Annotated in this window: 17 protein-coding genes; 16 read left to right on the top strand and 1 reads right to left on the bottom strand. The window is 39.5% G+C overall.

Going from position 1 to position 16,941, the window contains the following annotated elements; all coding sequences use genetic code 11:
* Position 1: 1 nt before the first annotated feature.
* Genes NZ900_00855 through NZ900_00830 form a run of 6 tightly spaced genes read left to right on the top strand, consistent with a single transcriptional unit; the run spans position 2 to position 7,591 of the window.
* The gene (locus NZ900_00855) at positions 2 to 1,657 is read left to right on the top strand and encodes a DUF3857 domain-containing protein (protein MCS7232643.1); all 1,656 of its coding nucleotides are present in this window, start codon (positions 2 to 4) and stop codon (positions 1,655 to 1,657) included.
* A gap of 4 nt (positions 1,658 to 1,661) precedes the next feature.
* Positions 1,662 to 3,344: an arginine--tRNA ligase gene (argS, locus tag NZ900_00850; GenBank protein ID MCS7232642.1), complete on the top strand. Its 1,683-nt coding sequence runs from the start codon at positions 1,662 to 1,664 to the stop codon at positions 3,342 to 3,344.
* 8 nt (positions 3,345 to 3,352) lie between these two features.
* Positions 3,353 to 3,661, top strand: coding sequence for a septum formation initiator family protein (locus NZ900_00845; GenBank protein MCS7232641.1), 309 nt, complete (start codon positions 3,353 to 3,355; stop codon positions 3,659 to 3,661).
* Positions 3,630 to 4,835: a nickel-dependent lactate racemase gene (gene larA, locus NZ900_00840; protein ID MCS7232640.1), complete on the top strand. Its 1,206-nt coding sequence runs from the start codon at positions 3,630 to 3,632 to the stop codon at positions 4,833 to 4,835. Before NZ900_00845 ends, larA begins: the two co-directional genes overlap by 32 nt.
* Positions 4,786 to 6,369, top strand: a complete 1,584-nt coding sequence (gene topA, locus NZ900_00835) for a type I DNA topoisomerase (protein MCS7232639.1) — start codon at positions 4,786 to 4,788, stop codon at positions 6,367 to 6,369. The genes larA and topA overlap by 50 nt, the downstream gene beginning before the upstream one ends.
* 19 nt (positions 6,370 to 6,388) lie before the next feature.
* Positions 6,389 to 7,591: a DUF401 family protein gene (locus NZ900_00830; GenBank protein ID MCS7232638.1), complete on the top strand. Its 1,203-nt coding sequence runs from the start codon at positions 6,389 to 6,391 to the stop codon at positions 7,589 to 7,591.
* Here the strand turns inward: NZ900_00830 and rpmB are convergent.
* The gene (gene rpmB, locus NZ900_00825) at positions 7,584 to 7,775 is read right to left on the bottom strand and encodes a 50S ribosomal protein L28 (GenBank protein MCS7232637.1); all 192 of its coding nucleotides are present in this window, start codon (positions 7,773 to 7,775) and stop codon (positions 7,584 to 7,586) included. The genes NZ900_00830 and rpmB overlap by 8 nt on opposite strands.
* An 86-nt stretch (positions 7,776 to 7,861) precedes the next feature.
* Between rpmB and NZ900_00820 the strand changes: the two genes are divergently transcribed.
* The 10 genes from NZ900_00820 (at position 7,862) to NZ900_00775 (ending at position 16,632) form a co-directional block, all read left to right on the top strand.
* Positions 7,862 to 8,959, top strand: coding sequence for an isocitrate/isopropylmalate dehydrogenase family protein (locus NZ900_00820; protein MCS7232636.1), 1,098 nt, complete (start codon positions 7,862 to 7,864; stop codon positions 8,957 to 8,959).
* Between the two features lie 42 nt (positions 8,960 to 9,001).
* On the top strand, positions 9,002 to 9,469 hold the full coding sequence (locus NZ900_00815; GenBank protein MCS7232635.1) for an adenosine-specific kinase: 468 nt from the start codon (positions 9,002 to 9,004) through the stop codon (positions 9,467 to 9,469).
* Between the two features lie 11 nt (positions 9,470 to 9,480).
* Positions 9,481 to 10,413: an ABC transporter ATP-binding protein gene (locus NZ900_00810; GenBank protein MCS7232634.1), complete on the top strand. Its 933-nt coding sequence runs from the start codon at positions 9,481 to 9,483 to the stop codon at positions 10,411 to 10,413.
* Positions 10,410 to 11,171: an ABC transporter permease gene (locus tag NZ900_00805; GenBank protein MCS7232633.1), complete on the top strand. Its 762-nt coding sequence runs from the start codon at positions 10,410 to 10,412 to the stop codon at positions 11,169 to 11,171. The genes NZ900_00810 and NZ900_00805 overlap by 4 nt, the downstream gene beginning before the upstream one ends.
* Positions 11,171 to 12,481 (top strand): Gldg family protein, encoded by a 1,311-nt coding sequence (locus NZ900_00800; GenBank protein ID MCS7232632.1) that lies wholly within the window; start codon positions 11,171 to 11,173, stop codon positions 12,479 to 12,481. Before NZ900_00805 ends, NZ900_00800 begins: the two co-directional genes overlap by 1 nt.
* Positions 12,481 to 13,764 (top strand): DUF4340 domain-containing protein, encoded by a 1,284-nt coding sequence (locus tag NZ900_00795; protein MCS7232631.1) that lies wholly within the window; start codon positions 12,481 to 12,483, stop codon positions 13,762 to 13,764. The genes NZ900_00800 and NZ900_00795 overlap by 1 nt, the downstream gene beginning before the upstream one ends.
* Positions 13,765 to 13,919: 155 nt before the next feature.
* On the top strand, positions 13,920 to 14,129 hold the full coding sequence (locus NZ900_00790; GenBank protein ID MCS7232630.1) for a 4Fe-4S binding protein: 210 nt from the start codon (positions 13,920 to 13,922) through the stop codon (positions 14,127 to 14,129).
* A complete protein-coding gene (locus NZ900_00785; GenBank protein MCS7232629.1) occupies positions 14,122 to 15,255 on the top strand; it encodes a 2-oxoacid:acceptor oxidoreductase subunit alpha in 1,134 nt (377 codons plus the stop codon). Before NZ900_00790 ends, NZ900_00785 begins: the two co-directional genes overlap by 8 nt.
* Position 15,256: 1 nt before the next feature.
* Positions 15,257 to 16,087 carry a 2-oxoacid:ferredoxin oxidoreductase subunit beta gene (locus NZ900_00780; protein MCS7232628.1) on the top strand — a complete coding sequence of 277 codons (831 nt, stop codon included), beginning with the start codon at positions 15,257 to 15,259 and terminating at the stop codon, positions 16,085 to 16,087.
* A complete protein-coding gene (locus tag NZ900_00775) occupies positions 16,084 to 16,632 on the top strand; it encodes a 2-oxoacid:acceptor oxidoreductase family protein (protein ID MCS7232627.1) in 549 nt (182 codons plus the stop codon). The genes NZ900_00780 and NZ900_00775 overlap by 4 nt, the downstream gene beginning before the upstream one ends.
* Positions 16,633 to 16,941 lie beyond the last annotated feature (309 nt).

The raw sequence follows: 16,941 nt of genomic DNA, 5'->3' as shown, positions 1-16,941 counted from the left end.
ATTGAAAGGTAAGAGGGGGATAGCTCTTTTAAGCGGGATTTTTCTTTTAATGGTGTTAGGATCTTCAGCTTTGGCAGAAAACGCTTATCTTCTTTCCTGGAACAGCCTCAGAGTCGATGTTAAAGGAAACGTACTTTGGGAGAGCAAAGCTTTAATTAAGGTTGAAGATCCTTCTACCTTTCCTAAGGTTATGGTTTGGAGATATCATTCTGGAGATTCAGATTTAGCGATTGAAAAGCTTAGACTTAGAAGAGCAGATGGCAGGGTTGAGTTGTTAGCATTGGAGGTCAAGGATTATGGTAGTTTGGTTGAGAAAAAAGTTACTCTTGAAGGATTAAGGCGCGGGGACATAATAGAAGTGTCTTTTAGTTTGAGAAAAGGGTCCGTTCTTCCTCCATATTTTTGGTGGTATTATCCTTATCCTCGAGGTATAGGTGTTAATAAACTTAGGTGGGAAGTATCCTGCCCAGGAAGTTTTTCTTCCAATGAGAGCTTTTCGAGCGGGGTCCTTGAGAAGAATAATATCTCCCCTTTGGATCCATCTTCTCCAATGCAAGAGCCTCTATTTGTTACCTCTTTACCATCTTGGGATACGGTTTCCTCTTTGTTTTCCCTGTCTGAGGAAGCTTTCGTAATAAGAGAAATAGAGGATAGACTTTCACGATTGTCTGGTAAGAGAGCCAAGGTTGAGCTTATTTGGAAAATTTTGTCTGAGAAGAAGGTTTTAGAGGGGTGGAGCTTTTCTGATCAGGGGTATAAATTTTCTTCTATTAAGGATGTTTGGGAAAGAAAGGAAGTCACTCCCTCGGATTTATCATTTCTTGCTTACTTTATGCTTAAGGATATAGGGCTTTCCCCTGAGATGGTATGGGTCTCTGAGTGTCCTTTAAGTGAAAAATATCCGGTTCCCTCTCTTCTAAGTCATCCCTTGATAAAGGTTGTAGTTGATGATAAGACTTTCTGGCTTGATCCATACGCTTTGGGCCTTCCAGTGGGATATATTCATCCACGTTTTCAGGGAAATAAAGGGGTGATTTTTTCTTCCCAGGGAGTTAGATTTGTAGCTATTCCTGTTCTTCCTGATTCTCTTTCGTCTGAAGAGGTTGATTTTTCCATGGAGCTTTCGTCTTCAGGGAATTATGACTTTAGTATCAATGCTGTGTCAAGGGGATGGCTTGTTGATAACTTGAAAAGGTTTTCTAATATTCAAGGTGTAAAGGAGTTTAGCTTTGAAAGTAAGGGCAATGCTATCTTAGGCAAGGTCAACGGTAAAGGAAATATTTTTGTTGATAGTTTTGGTAAAAGAGTGGTTGTAAGTTTACCTAAGATTGGTTTCCCGTTGGATTTTTTATCTTTGCCCCTAGAAAGGAATTCCCCTATAGATTTGGGTTTCTTAAGAAGCTTTGAGCATAATATTACATTAAAGTATCCTAAAAACTGGAGGCTTTTGTCTCTACCGCTTCCTTTTTCGAGAACGGGGAATGCTTTTTCTATCTCAGCTAGGTTTTATGAAAAAGGGGGGAATAAAGTTACACTTACTTATTCCTTCAAGTTAAAGGAAAAAGTTCTTTCTAAGGAGGAATGGTTCTCCTTGTTGAAAGGATTAGCCATGTTAGAAGATTATATAGGTAGCCAGCTTCTTTTTGAGGGGAGGTGAATTAATGGAAGAAAAGATAAAGGGGATTATTCTCGAGGCATTAAAGAAGGCGATCTTATCGTTAGCTAGTGAGATGGGATGGGATATTAAGCTTTTGCCGGAACCTGAACTTGAGAAGCCTAGAAAGCCGGAATTTGGTGATTGGGCTACTAATATTGCTATGAAGATAGGGTCCCTTTTTAAGGTAAATCCAAGGGAAGTTGCAGAAAGGATTTCTCAAAGGTTAGAAGTTCCGAAGGATATCCTCAAAGGTTTCGAAATTGCTGGACCAGGTTTTATTAATTTCCGTTTTAACTTCGATTGGTTTAAGGAATTTGTCAGAGAGATATTAAGGAAGGATCAGGATTTTGGCAGGCTTGATTTGGGTAAAGGGAAGAAGGTCCAAGTTGAATTTGTTAGCGCTAACCCTACCGGTCCTCTTCATGTAGGTCATGGTAGAGGTGCAGCTGTTGGAGATTCTCTCGCTTCGATTTTAGAGTTTGGTGGTTATGAGGTTGAAAGGGAATACTACATAAATGACGCTGGTCTTCAAATGGAGATACTTGGAAACTCAGTAAGGTCAAGATATTTTGAGCTTTTGGGTAGGTCCCAAGAAGCTCCTTTTCCAGAGGATGGTTATAAAGGAGAGTATATTTATGATATAGCTAGGGAGATAATCGATAAAGATGGTGATAAATGGCTTAATGTGCCTGAAAAGGAAAGTTTAACTTACTTTAGAAACTATGCCTGTGAAAGAATTTTAGAAGGGATTAAAAAAGATCTTGAAGATTTTGGTGTTAAATATGATGTCTGGTTTAGTGAAAAATCTCTCTATGAGAATGGAGAAGTAGAAGCGGCTATTGCTTATCTCAGGGAGAGAGGTTTTATTTATGAGAAGGATGGAGCGTTGTGGTTTAAGTCTACCCTTTTTGGAGATGAGAAAGACAGAGTCGTTGTTAGATATAAAGGTGCTCCAACATATATTTATTCGGATATAGCTTATCATAAAAATAAATATGAAAGAGGATTTGATATAGTCATAGATATATGGGGAGCGGATCACCACGGCTACATACCGAGAATGAAGGCAGCTGTTCAAGCTCTTGGTAGAAGTTCGGATTCTCTTCAAATTCTTCTGATACAGTTTGTAACTCTATTAAGGGATGGAAAACCTGTTTCTATGTCTACAAGGGCTGGAGAATTTGTGACCCTTGCCGAAGTAGTTGCTGAGGTTGGTAAAGATGCAGCAAGATATATGTTTTTGACGAGAAAGTGTGATAGCCATCTTGAGTTCGATCTTGAACTTGCTAAGAGGCAGTCTGAAGAGAATCCCGTATATTATGTTCAATACGCTCATGCTAGGATATGTTCTTTGTTCGAACAGGCAAAAGAAAGGGGAATACCTATTCCAGACTTATCCAAGGTACCTTTAGACCTTTTAGTGGAACCTGAAGAGATCGAGCTTTTGAAGGTTTTATCAGAAGCTGAGGGAGAAATATCTATAGCTGTCAGGGAACTTGCTCCCCATAGGATTCCTTATTATCTTCAGAAATTATCAGCTGCCTTTCACTCTTTCTATAATAGGCATCCTATACTCTCCGCATCGCAGGATTTAAGAAACGCAAGATTAGCTTTGTCTAAAGCGGTTGGTATAGTGATAAGAAACTTTCTGTCGCTTATAGGTGTTTCTGCGCCTGAGAGGATGTGAACGAATAATTGATAAGAAAGTGGCTTTCATATGCTCTTTTTATTTTTATTCTTTCTGTTACTTCCATTTCTATAATTAGAGAGGTAAGAAAGATAATCCTGTTTGATCAGAGGGCATATCTTTTAAGAGTTAAAATTTCTGAACTAGAAGCAGAGAACAAAAATTTGAGAGAAAAAATTCGATTGGCTGAGAGTGGATTTCTTCTTGAAAAGATAGTGAGAGAGGAACTTAAGATGGCCAAACCTGGTGAAATGATATTTTTCTTTAGGGAAGGAGGAGAAGAAAATGGAGCTAAAGCTGGGGAAAGGAAGCGTTGATCTTCCATTAGATGGTTACGAAACCATTTTCCCAAAGGAACTTCCTCCTTTGGAGAATTTGAAATCGAAGGTCAAGGAAGCTCTTTACTCTTTAGAGGAAAGGCTTAGCAATGCTAAAAAGATCTCTATAATTGTTAGTGACATTACTAGGCCTGTTCCTACGAAGCTTTTCTTCAAAGAGATATGGGAAATGTTGAGAGAGAAAAAGGCTTTTGCGGTATTCGGCCTGGGAACTCATAGAGAGCAAACTCCTCATGAGGCAAGAGAGCTTTTAGGTGGTGATTACCCGTATATTAATCATGACGTGAATAGATGTCGCTTTGTAGGTAGGACAAGCTATGGTACCGAAGTCGAGGTTTTAGAAGAAGTGTTAGATTCTGATTTGATAATAGCTACGGGTAATATTGAATATCACTATTTTGCTGGTTACACCGGTGGTGCTAAGGCAATTCTTCCTGGGGTTTCTTCTATTAAGACTATAGCTCAGAACCATAGTCTAATGCTTGATCCTTCCTGTGTTCCTGGTTCTATGGATGGGGCTGTCAGAAAGGATATGGATGAAGCGGGAGCTTTACTGAGCGAAAAAACTTATCTTTTTAATGTTGTGCTGAATACAAAAAAGGAGATTGTTGGGATTTTCTCTGGAGACCTTTTTGAAGCTCATAGGAAGGGGACTTACCTTGTTGATAGCATGTATAAGGTGAAAGCTAGCCTTGCTGATATGGTGGTGGCTTCTTGCGGTGGTTTTCCAAAAGATATAAATCTTTATCAGGCACATAAGGCGCTTGAAAACGCTGCTTTAGCTGTAAAAGATGGAGGGATAATAATTCTTTTGGCGGATTGCTTAGAAGGTGTTGGGCACGAAAAAATGGAGAGTTGGCTAGTTTCTGCCAAAACGTTAGATGAACCTATAGAAAGGTTAAGAAAAGAAGGCTTTCAACTTGGGCCTCACAAGGTTATGAGAATAGCTCTGATAAGGAAGAAGGCAAGAGTATTCTTAGTTTCGAAATCTTTACCTGATGATTTCGCTCCTACCTTTTTTGAGCTTTTTAGGGATCCTAAAGCTGCTTTAGATAAAGCATTAGCTGAGTTAGGATCAAATGCTTCTGTTTTAGTGATGCCTTATGCAGGGTCGACGCTTCCTGATACTTGTAGAATCTCCAACCAAAGCTAAAACCATTAGAAAATTTTTAGGAAAAGAATATGAGGTTAAAGCAACTTTAGGGCATATTAAAGATCTTCCTGTGAATAGCTTAGGGGTGGATCGTGATACCTTTCATCCCACCTGGCTATTTTTAAGAGGTAAGAAAAAGCTGCTGGAGGAAATATCTTCGCGTGAAGCTTTCTTTCTTATAGCTACTGATCCTGATAGAGAAGGGGAAAGGATAGCTTTTGATGTGTGGAATTTCCTTAGAAGTAAGGGGTTGTCTGCTAAAAGGATAGAGTTTCATGAAATAACATATGATGCCATAAGGGAAGCCATAAATAATCCAAAAGATGTAAATATTTCCCGTGTTAAATCTGCAGTTTCAAGAAGAATTCTTGATAGGCTTTACGGTTATTTGGTTTCTCCTGTTTTATGTAGGGGTCTAAAATTAAAGGGGCTTTCTGCAGGGCGAGTTCAATCTTGTGCTCTTAAAATGATAGTTGATAGAGAGAAAGAGAGGGAAAGGTTTACTCCTCAAGAATGGTATGAGCTTAGGGTGAATCTCGATATCGATGGTTTTCCTCTTGAAGCTAAGCTTTGGGATCCAAGGGAGGATGTTCCTCTTAGGCTTCGTAAGGAGGAAGCTGAGAGCTTACAAAAGGCTTTAGAGGGAGGTCTGTTAGAGCTTCGTTCTCTTGAATTCGAAGAGCATTTTATACCTCCTCCACCTCCTCTTAAGACAGCTACTCTGATTCAGAAAGCCTCTTCCTTCCTCGGGCTTTCTTCTTCCTTAACAATGAAAGAGGCTCAGGAACTATTTGAGAAGGGTTATATAACTTATCATAGAACGGACTCGCTTTTTCTCAGCAATAGGGCTATAGATATGGCTGTTTCCTTTATCAGGGAAAACTTTGGTGAAACTTACATTAAAGTTAGAAGGTATGAAACGGAAGGAACTCATGAGGCTATAAGGCCAACAGATGTAAAGCTAATAGGCGTATCTCCTTTGTATGATTTAATATGGAAGACTTTCATTGCCTCTCAAACTTCTGATGCAAAACTTCTTAAGGAAAGGGCTCTGTTTTTATGGAAGGATAAGTGTTTTCTTGCCTTGGGTGAAAGGATTCTTTTTGATGGCTGGACTAAAATCTTGAAAAGAAGTAGCAGGAAGCCTCTTCCTTACCTTGCTGAGGGGAATTTGTTCAGGGTGAATGAGATATCGATCTTTAAGAGGAAAACTCAGCCTCCTCCAAGGTATAAGGAAGCGACCTTGGTTAGAGAGCTTGAGAAAAAAGGGGTGGGGAGACCCTCAACTTACGCTAATATAATTTCTACTCTTTTAAAGAGAAAGTATGTTATTAAAAGAGGGGGGTTTATTATTCCTACCAAGCTTGGGGTTGAAGCTTGTTCTTTCCTTGAGAGGCTCCTTGGTGAGGAATTTCTTTCACCACAATTTACCTCTTACATGGAGGACTCCTTAGATAAGATAGAGTCGAATTTTCTTGAGCCCGAGGGGTTGTTGAGGGATTTTTATGATACTTTATTATCAAAGCTAAGATAGTGCTTAGGGGGTGTTAAAAATGTTAGATGGATTAAAGCTTTTTGCTGTGCTAGTGACCTTGATAGCCTTGCTTTTTAAAAGGGTTAATTTATCGCTAACCATGTTAATTGGATTTCTGCTATTAGGGCTTTTGTTTAATGTAGGGGTCTCAGGATTTTGGAAAGCTCTTTTTATGACCGTTACAGACTATAATGTTTGGGAAGTACTTGCTGTTATAATACTCGTATTGTTTTTGAACGGGCTTTTAAAGGATACAGGAACCCTTCAAAGGATGAGTAATAAGCTCTCGGACATCCTTGGCGATATGAGAATGGTTATATTCTTTCCACCAATGATAGTTGGGTTTCTTCCCATGCCTGCTGGGGCTCTTTTTACTGCTTCTTTGACTGATGAAATTGGGAATAAGTTAAAAGCCAAACCTTCCTTAAAACATTTTATAAACTACTGGTTTAGGCACATTTGGGAATACTCTCTTCCTCTTTATCCTTCTGTTATTTTTGAAGCTGCTGCCTTGGGCGTTTCTTTAGCGGCTGTTATTTCTTATCAATGGTACATAGTTTTTATAGCGATGGCTTTAGGGGCTATATCAAGCTGGTTTAGATTTCGCAGACCTGAGGATTTAAACGGCTTTTCGTTTAACTTTAAGAAGCTTTTGGACTTACTTTTTACTACCTGGACAGTATTATTCGTTCTTATAGGCTTTTTAGCATTTAAAATAAATTTAGTTTTACTCCTTTTAGTAGCTGTTTTAGGCGAAGTATTAAGCAAGCATCTCCATTTAAAACAAGCTATTGGCATATTTAAATCCTCTGTAGACTTCAACCTTATAGCAATGGTTTTCACGATTTTTTGCTTCCAAAGCATGCTTAAAGTGAGCAATGCGGTTTATGTGGTTCCTAATCTACTTAAGGCGGCTAATGTTCCTATTCTTTTTTCTTTGTTTTTCTTTCCCTTTTTGATTTCTTTTATGACAGGAATAAGCACGGCGGCGGTGGCCCTAACCTTTCCGCTTTTGGTTCCCTTAATGGGAGATCCTGTAAATTTGAAGCTTGCTGCCTGGAGTTTTGTGAGCGGGTATAGCGGCCACCTTGTTTCTCCCTTTCACTTGTGCCTTATAACTACGAAGGAGTATTATAAGGTGAGATGGAGTGAAGTTTATCTTGAACTTATACCTGTAGTTTTCGCCGTGCTACTGATAACGCTAGTTATAACTATTATATAGCTCTTACTACTTTGCCGCTTTTAAGACACCTAGCGCAGACTTTTACTCTTCTTACTTCTCCTCCGATTATGGCCTTAACTTCTTGCAGGTTGGGGTTCCATCTTCTTTTTGAGTGTCTGTTGGAGTGGCTTACCTTAAAGCCAGTAACAGGTTTCTTACCGCACATCTCACAAAGCTTTGCCATTTTTCCACCTCCCAAGGCGAAAATTATATCATATTCCTTATGGTATAATCCATAGGGGAATCAAAAGAAATGGAGGGATATATTCTATGAGGGTCCCGGTGAAAAAGGAAAGATATAAGGTGGTTTATATACCTGGAGATGACTCTGGTCATGATGTTATGGAGGCTTGTATGCTTGTTATGGAAAAGCTTAACCCGCCTATAGATTGGGTGAGAGCTGATGCTGGGTGGTGCATGTGGGAGAAATATGGAGATACTGTTCCGCCTCAAACTTGGAAGGCACTTCAGGAAAGCGATGCAGCTTTGCTTAGCGCTATAACGAGTAAACCTGGGATTAAGGGATTTAAATCTGCTGTGATTCAGATAAGACAGAAGTTTGATCTTTATATAAACCTAAGACCCTTTAAGTCTCTTCCTGGTGTTCCTTCCCATAGGCCTGACATAGATATAGTCCTTTTTAGAGAAAATACCGAAGATCTTTACGCTGGAATCGAATGGCGTCCTCTGCCTGAGGAGCTTTATTCTCTTCATCCCGACCTAGCTAAATATAAGGGTAAAAAAGATGTTGCTGGTAGTTTAAGGATTTTTTCGTGGGAAGGTTGTGAAAGGATAATAAGGGCAGCTTTCAACTATGCGAGGGAGAAAGGAAGAAGAAAGGTTACTGTAGTGGAAAAGCCTAATGTTGTTAGAGCTACTGGTGGGATGTTTTTGGAGGTGGCGGAAACGGTAGCTAAGGATTATCCTGAGATAGAGTGGAATATAGAAAATGTTGATGCTACTGCTATGTGGCTTATAAAAAATCCACAGAACTATGATGTTATGGTTACAACTAACATGTTTGGAGATATTCTTTCTGATGAATGTGCTCAGCTCGTTGGGGGAATGGGAGTTGTAGCTTCTGGAAACATCGGGGATAGATATGCTCTATTTGAGCCAACACATGGTTCTGCGCCTAAGTATGCTGGACAGTATAAGATAAACCCTACAGCTATGCTTATGACAGCAAAGATGTTGCTTGAGTATCTTGATCTTAATGATTATGCTTTAAAGCTTGAGAAGGCGATTATATCTGTTCTTGAGGAGGGCAGATATGTTACCTATGATATATTAAGGGATAAGGGTGAGGATGAGAAGAAAGCGGTTTCCACCTTAAGGATGGCAGAGGAAATCGCTAATAGGCTTTGAAAAAAGGGGGTGGGTCTTTTGATTAATTTTGAGGTTGTTAGAATGGAAATACCTGAAGGGTGTAATATAATAGTTGGGCACAGTCATTTCATTAAAACAGTTGAAGATTTATATGAGATATTAATAACTAGTTCCCCTTATCTTAAATTTGGTATAGCCTTTTGTGAGGCTTCTGGGCCATGTCTTATAAGATACGAAGGGAATAATGAGGAGCTTATTAAAGTTGCAGTGGAGAATGCTAGAAAATTAAGTGCAGGTCATGCCTTCGTTATAATGATTAAGGATGGTTATCCTATCAATGTGCTTAATGCTATTAAAAATTGCCAGGAAGTTTGTAGGATATTCACTGCAACTGCTAACCCTCTTGAGATTATAGTCGCTCAGACGGAGCAGGGAAGGGGTATAATTGGTGTTATTGATGGATTCCCAAGCAAGGGCGTGGAGGAGGAAGAGGATATAAAGAAAAGGAAGAAATTCTTAAGAGAGGTGACGAAGTATAAGAGGGGGTGATCTAAGCCTTGGTGGATGTTCAAGATCTTGGTAAGGAATTTCACGGAAGATGGGTTTTACGCGATGTAAATTTCACTGTAAGGGAGGGGGAGATTTTAGGTTTTCTTGGTCCGAACGGAGCGGGGAAGACGACAACCATGAGGATAATCACCGGTTATCTTCCTCCTTCCGTAGGGAAAGTTAAGGTGGCTGGTTATGATGTAACTGAAAATCCTCTTGAAGTTAAAAGAAGAATAGGATATTTACCTGAAAGCCCACCTATATATAGGGAGCTTACTGTTAAGGAGTATCTTAAGTTTGTGATGGAGATAAAAGATGTTCCAAGAAATAGAAGGAAGGAAAGGCTCTCTGAGGTTATAGAATACTGTGGCCTTAAGGAAGTTTATGGTAGGCTTATAGGAAACCTTTCTCGCGGATATAGGCAAAGGGTTGCGTTAGCTCAGGCACTGATATCAGATCCAGATTTGCTCATACTTGATGAGCCTACAAGTGGACTTGATGCTGTTCAGATAGTTGAGATTAGATCTTTAATTAAGTCTTTGAAGGGGAGACACACGGTAATACTTTCTACTCATATATTGCCTGAGGTAACAGCTACATGCGACAGGGTGATAATAATAAGTAATGGAAGAATCGCTGCTGAGGACACTCTTGAAGGGCTGGAAGCTCGTCTAAGACCATCTAAAAAGGTTGAGGTTAAAGTTGCTCGCTATAGGGATAAAGTTTCTCAAGAGCTTTCTAAACTTCCAAGCGTAATAAGCGTTGTTCCTTCTAGAGATGATACTATTCTTATTGAGTATCCTCAAAGCCTTGACCTTAGAGAGGATATAGCTAGAGTTGTTGTTGGACTTGGTGCCGGTTTACTTGAATTGAAGCCGGTCAGCATGACATTAGAAGAAGTGTTCTTGCAGCTTGTTACTGAAGAGGAGGCGGGAAGGGCATGAAGATGATACTTTCTATATTTAGAAAAGACCTGAAGATTTATCTTCTTTCTCCATTGGCATATACAGTAGTGGGGGCTTTTCTTCTTGTAGTGGGCTACTTCTATATAAACGTCCTTGCTTACTATATGCTTCAGGTAAGTAGGTGGGGAGGATATGGTCTTAACTCTACGAAGTTTATTCTTTATCCACTCTTTCAGAATATACTGTTTCTGTTGATTTTTCTTGTTCCCGTTTTAACTATGAGGAGCTTTCCAGAGGAGGAAGCCGCTGGGACCTTTGAGCTACTTCTGACTTCTCCTATAACTGAGTTTCAGATAGTTATGGGGAAGTTCCTTGCCTCTTACTTCATCTATGGTATTGCTTTGGTTATCTTCCTTTATATACCTTTTACTCTAAGCAGAGCTGGGGAACTCGATATAGGTTTGATAGTTTCCGGTTATATAGGTATGCTTCTTGCAGGTGCTGCTTTCTTTTCAGCAGGTATATTTGCTGCATCTTTGACTAGGAGGCAAGCCACGGCTTCAATGCTTGCTTTTGCACTTCTTATTTTGTTGTGGTTTATCAACTGGGCCGCTTCAAATGTTGGAACAACTTATCCTGTTTTAGGTGGTATACTTTGGAGGCTTGCTCTATTCAATAGGGTAAGAGCTTTCTCGGAGGGAGTTATCGATCTGAGGAATATAGTTTTCTTTGTTAGTTTGATAGTGCTCTTTCTTTATCTTTCTGTTATTTCTCTTGCCTCAAGGAGGTGGAAGTAATGACAGAGAAAAGAACTCTAATAATAAATTTCATACTTTTGGTTTGTATTTTAGTTGCAATAAATTATATTGTTGATAAGCACTATCATAGATGGGATTTAACTATGTGGAGAGAAAATACGTTAGATGAAAAGACCTTAGAGGTTCTTCGTCAAGTTAAAGATAAAATAGAAATTTATGCTTTTCCTGCGAGAGATGATGTAGATAGATTTAAGACTCTTCTTGATACCTATAAGTATTATTGCCCTAAAATAGTTTACTCTATAATAGATGCTAGCAAGCAACCCCTTGAGGCTAAGAAGTACGGTATAGATTTCTATGGCCAAGCTGTAGTGGTTCAAGGTGACAGGCAAGTTAAGGTAGATTATTTTGATGAGGAGAACATCACTAATGCCATAATAAAAGTTCAGATGATAGGAGAGAGGGTTGTTTACTTTGTTACTGGGCATGGAGAGCCTTCTCTTGATGATGCTTCTGACCAAGGCATAACTGCTCTAAGGGATGCTCTTAAGGGGAAAGGATTTACACCAAAGGCTCTTAACTTGCTCTCAACTACTAAAGTTCCTCCTGATGCCTTATGTGTAATTTTAATTGGCCCTCAAAGGGAACCTTTGGGGGTGGAGCTTAATGCTCTTACCGAATACTTTAGAAGTGGGGGGAGAATCCTCGTAGCTTTAGAGTATGATTCTCCAAAGATATGGAAAACATGGTGTTTGGAAAACTTTGAGGTTTTTGTCCATGATGGAGTAATTATTGATCCTTTGGCTAAGGCTTTTGGAGCAAATGCTTTAACTCCAGTAATTGTCAATTATCCCTATACTAAGGTTCTTTCAGATTTTAATTTGGCTACCTTTTTCCCGCTTGCTACTGCTTTAAGTAAGGAAAAAGGCAGGCTTAGCGAGGATAAATTGTTCGAGGCCGGCGCTTCAAGTTGGCTTGAGATGGATATTAAACCTGATACAACTGTTGTTGAGTTTGATGAGGGGAAAGATATAAAGGGGCCTTTAACCTTAGCTTATCTAGTTAGAGATACTCAGAGGGAGGGAGAAGCTATAGTAATTGGGGATAGTGACTTCTTGAGAAACGCTAATTTTAGAATATCTGGTAATGGAGATCTAGCACAGAGATTTACGTTTTATCTTGCTAAGGAGATTAAGCTTGTTGACATACCTATCATGAAGGGTAAGTACACCGCCTTCATGATTCCCTCATGGCTTGGTAACCTTAGTTTATGGCTTTCACTTGTCATAGTTCCTGGAGTTCTGTTTCTTCTGGGAGGAATGGCTTGGATCATAAGGAGGAGATTGTGATGAAGATGAGAAGGAGTACTTTTATTCTTTCGATAATCCTTGCTTCTCTTTTATTTTACATATTTGTTATAGATGTTCCATCAGAAAGGAGAAAAAGGGAAGAGTCTAAGTTTATTCCCTGGCCTGAGGAGGAGGTAGTAGCCTTTGAGCTTAAAGTTGACTCAAAGAATCTAAATGCAAGGGTGGTAAGAACGGGAAAAGATTCATGGGAGATAACTTCTCCTGTTAATACATTGGCAGACGACTTTACGATCAGTCTGATGTTTTCTTCCATTAAGGATGCTACTAAAGAAAAAGTAGCTGATTCTGGTGATCCTAAAGATTATGGTCTTGATAAACCTGAGGTAGTGTTTAAGGTTGAAAATAAAAAGGGAGAAAAGGTGACCTTTTTATTAGGGAAGGAAAATCCAATCACTGCTGAAAGGTATTTAATGGTTGAAGGGGACAAGGCTATTTATCTTATTGGCTCCTACGTTTTTAAACAAATTGATCAAAGTCTTTACTCTCTCCGCAAAAAAGACCTTATTCCTGAGAATACCATAGCTATTCAGGAATTTTCTTTGTCTTATCTTAGGCCTGCTAGAGAGTTTTCCTTCAAAAGGGGTGAGCAAAGCCTTTGGAATATTACATCTCCTGTAAATGTTCCTATAAGTCAGGATAAGGTTACTGATGTACTTTGGGATGTAGTTGAGGGAAAAGCTGAGGAGATAATAGATAACCCTAAGGATCTGAAAGAATATGGGTTAGACTCTCCCCAACTTATAGTTAAACTTAAAACTGAGAAGGGTAAAGAATATGAAGTCCTTTACTCCTGGTCTAAGGATGAAAGGACCCTTTGGGGAATGCTTAAGGGTGGTGTAAGTGTATATAAATTTGGGAAGCATATTCCTAAGACTTTGAGGGTAACCTCTATAAATGATTTGCTTGATAAAAGACCTCTGAGGGGTAGCTATTATTCTCTTAACTTTATAGAGATAGAGTATCCAAATGGCAATAAAGTTTCGATAAAGGAAGAGGGTGGAAAGTGGACTGGTACCGAAAATGCAGATAGCATAGCAAGGGAGCTTTGCGATATAGAAGCTGAAAAGATTGTTTATAATGGAGAGCTTCCACCTGACGTAAAGCCGGTTCTTAAAGTGATTGCGAAAGATGCTCTTAAGGAAGTTAAAGTGGAATACTATGAGGGTATTGATAGTGGTTGGGCTAAGGATTTAGATTATCCTATAGTTTATAAGCTAGGTAAGCTTTTGGAAGAGCTTCTTCCAAATCTTGCTAAGAAGTAAACATTTTTGCATCTGAGAATTTTAAAGAGAGGAAACCCAATATATTGGGTTTCCTCTCTTTATTTTTGCCTATTAGGATTGATTGTTTTATAGTGAAAGTATATAATCTAAAATACAGAAGCAACATATATTGCTTCAAGAGGGGGGCAGAGGGAGTGGCTGGGCAATTTGTGGTTAGGATAAATGAGAAGTGGTGTAAGGGATGTGGTTTGTGTGTAGCTTTTTGTCCTAAGAACGTGCTTATTATGGGGGATAGACTAAAGGCAGAGGTAAAGTTTCAGGAAAATTGTATAGGCTGTAGAAGATGTGAGTATTATTGTCCTGATTTGGCTATAATAGTTGAGGAGGCGGAGAGGGTTGGGTAAAATTGTATTTTGGCAAGGGAATCGTGCAGTTGCAATGGGAGCTATAATGGCTGGTGTTAGGTTTTATGCCGGTTACCCTATAACTCCTTCATCTGAGATCGCGGAAATACTTTCTGCTGAGCTTCCGAAAGTAGGTGGAATCTTCATACAGATGGAAGACGAGATAGGAAGTATGGCTGCTGCTATAGGTGCTTCTTTAGCTGGATTGAAAAGCATGACTGCTACAAGTGGACCTGGTTTTTCTCTCAAGCAGGAGAATATAGGTTTTGCAATAATGGCTGAGGTGCCTGTTGTTGTAGTCGATGTTCAAAGAGGAGGTCCATCCACAGGTACCCCTACGAAACCTTTCCAGGGAGATTTCATGCAGGCAAGGTGGGGATCTCACGGTGGCTTTCCTTTAATAGTTCTTTCTCCTTCAACTGTTAAAGAATGTTTTGATTTGACAATTGAAGCTGTTAATCTTGCTGAACGCTTTAGAAGTCCTGTGATTTTATTAACCGATGAGATTGTGGGGCATATGAGGGAAAAAATGGAGATACCTGAAGAATACGAGGTAAAAATAGTTAATAGGAAAAAACCGTCAACCTCTTTTTTAGATTATCGTCCTTATAGAGCGGATCCTGAAGATGATATTCCTCCTATGGCAGCATATGGGGAAGGATACTGTTTCCATGTTACTGGGCTTGTTCATGATGAATATGGGCTTCCCACTAATGATCCTAAGGTAATAGAAGCCTTGAATTTAAGGTTGTTAAGGAAGTTTGAAAAAGGGAAAGATCTTCTTGTAAAGTTTTCTACCTTTGCTACTGATGATGCAGATGTTCTTGTTGTGGCTTTCGGTTGTGTAGCTAGGTCTGCCATGGGAGCCATAAGAGAGGCTCGGAAATTAGGATATAAGGTAGGTTTGTTTAGACCAGTCATGCTTTGGCCTTTTCCGGACGAACCTTTAAGGGAAGCAGCTTCTAAGGTTAAAGCGATTATAGTTCCCGAGATGAATCCTGGGCTTATGGTTAGGGAGGTTGAGAGGGCTATTCGTGGCAAATGTGAAGTATACAGTTTACTTAGACTTGATACCGAGATGATAACCCCAGGCCAAATATTAGAAAAGATAAAGGAGGTTGTCTAAGATGCCCCGCGGAAATATCGCTCGGTTTTTAAGGTTGGGGCTTTTCCCACATATATTTTGTGCTGGTTGCGGCCATGGTATTGCCCTTCATGCTTTAGTCAGGGCTTTCGATTCTATGGGATATAATCCTGAAGAGGTCATGGTAGTTTCAGGAATAGGTTGTTCTTCAAGGATTCCTGGATATATCAATGCCAACACCCTTCATACTACTCACGGAAGAGCTTTGGCTTTTGCTACTGGAATTAAACTTGCTAATCCTAAGTTAAAGGTTGTAGCTGTCATGGGTGACGGAGATTGTGCTGCCATAGGAGGAAATCACTTTATTCATGCGGCAAGAAGAAATCTAGATATGACTGCGATAGTCTTAAATAACTACATATATGGAATGACAGGTGGGCAAGCTTCACCAACTACTCCCCATGGGGCTAAGGGATCCACAGCGCCTTATGGTTTTATTGAACGCCAGTTTGATTTATGTAATCTTGCTATTGCAGCTGGAGCGGTTTATGTAGCCAGGGCTACGGTATTTCACGTTCCTCAGACAGAAAAGTTTATAAAGAGGGCTTTGGAAAAGAAGGGCTTTTCCTTCGTTGAAATTGTATCGGTTTGTCCTACTCAGTTTGGGAGAAGGAATAGACTTAGAGGACCAGTTGAGATGATGGAATGGCTAAAAAATAATAGTTTTCCTATATCTAAGGCTAAGGAGATGTCTCCTCAAGAGCTTGAAGGCAAAATAGTTATCGGGGAGTTTGCGGATAAGGAGATGATAGAATACACCCAGCTCTATCAGGATCTGTGCAAGGTGGCTCAGGAGGAGGGGACTGAAGAATGATAGGGCGCTTTGAGGTTAGATTTTCAGGGGCGGGGGGACAAGGTATAGTCCTTGCTGGGGTAATCCTTGGAGAGGCAGTGGCTGTTTATGAGGGAAAGAATGCAGTTCAGACTCAGTCTTATGGTCCGGAAGCAAGAGGTGGTGCAAGTAAATCTGAGGTGGTAATAAGTGATGTGGAGATAGATTATCCCAAAGTTGCCTCTCCTGATATAGTTATAGCTTTGACTCAAGAGTCTGCGGATAAGCATGGTACTGATCTTAAAGAGGGCGGTATACTTATAGTGGACGATTTTTTTGTTAGAAAGCTTCCTCAGGTTAAGGGAAAGCTTTTGCATCTTCCGATAGTGAAAACGAGCGTGGATAGCTTTGGAACTCCTCTTTTTGCTAATATAATTGCATTAGGAGTATTATGTGCTTTAATAGAAAATATAGTCAAGAAGGAATCCTTTGAAAAGGCTATACTTGCTAGAGTTCCCCAAGGTACAGAGGATAAAAACCTTAAAGCTTTTAATATAGGATATGAATTAGGTAAGATGGTAGCTTAGAAAAGAGCATAATTAATTTATATGTTCATTGTTAGGCTTTGCCTAAAGGGGACATCCTCAAGGGAGGGGATGTCCCTTTTTATTCTATGTTATAATTTGATTACGGAAGAAAATGAGTGTTATAAAAATTCTTCTAACTGTTTTTTGTATAGTTTTTACTTTTCTTAGTTGTATTCACTCACAGGCTCAGGGATGGTTCTGGAGTGACCCTGAAGGTAATGACCTTTATTTCTTTTATACTTCTTATCATTTATTTCTTTATTCGAATCCTTATCAGGATATTAGCCTTTGTTATAGAAAAGGAGAGAC

This window comes from Synergistota bacterium (genome assembly GCA_025060595.1).
Classification (GTDB): Bacteria; Synergistota; GBS-1; order GBS-1; family GBS-1; genus 42-11.
This window is presented reverse-complemented; position numbering and strand designations above follow the sequence as displayed.

What these genes read in the sequence shown, in the direction of transcription:
- argS (MCS7232642.1), top strand. Translation starts at nt 1,662, where the DNA reads ATGGAAGAAAAGATAAAGGGGATTATTCTCGAGGCATTAAAGAAGGCG.
- larA (MCS7232640.1), top strand. Translation starts at nt 3,630, where the DNA reads ATGGAGCTAAAGCTGGGGAAAGGAAGCGTTGATCTTCCATTAGATGGT.
- topA (MCS7232639.1), top strand. Translation starts at nt 4,786, where the DNA reads ATGCAGGGTCGACGCTTCCTGATACTTGTAGAATCTCCAACCAAAGCT.
- NZ900_00830 (MCS7232638.1), top strand. Translation starts at nt 6,389, where the DNA reads ATGTTAGATGGATTAAAGCTTTTTGCTGTGCTAGTGACCTTGATAGCC.
- rpmB (MCS7232637.1), bottom strand. Translation starts at nt 7,775, where the DNA reads ATGGCAAAGCTTTGTGAGATGTGCGGTAAGAAACCTGTTACTGGCTTT.
- NZ900_00820 (MCS7232636.1), top strand. Translation starts at nt 7,862, where the DNA reads ATGAGGGTCCCGGTGAAAAAGGAAAGATATAAGGTGGTTTATATACCT.
- NZ900_00815 (MCS7232635.1), top strand. Translation starts at nt 9,002, where the DNA reads ATGGAAATACCTGAAGGGTGTAATATAATAGTTGGGCACAGTCATTTC.
- NZ900_00805 (MCS7232633.1), top strand. Translation starts at nt 10,410, where the DNA reads ATGAAGATGATACTTTCTATATTTAGAAAAGACCTGAAGATTTATCTT.
- NZ900_00800 (MCS7232632.1), top strand. Translation starts at nt 11,171, where the DNA reads ATGACAGAGAAAAGAACTCTAATAATAAATTTCATACTTTTGGTTTGT.
- NZ900_00795 (MCS7232631.1), top strand. Translation starts at nt 12,481, where the DNA reads ATGAAGATGAGAAGGAGTACTTTTATTCTTTCGATAATCCTTGCTTCT.
- NZ900_00780 (MCS7232628.1), top strand. Translation starts at nt 15,257, where the DNA reads ATGCCCCGCGGAAATATCGCTCGGTTTTTAAGGTTGGGGCTTTTCCCA.
- NZ900_00775 (MCS7232627.1), top strand. Translation starts at nt 16,084, where the DNA reads ATGATAGGGCGCTTTGAGGTTAGATTTTCAGGGGCGGGGGGACAAGGT.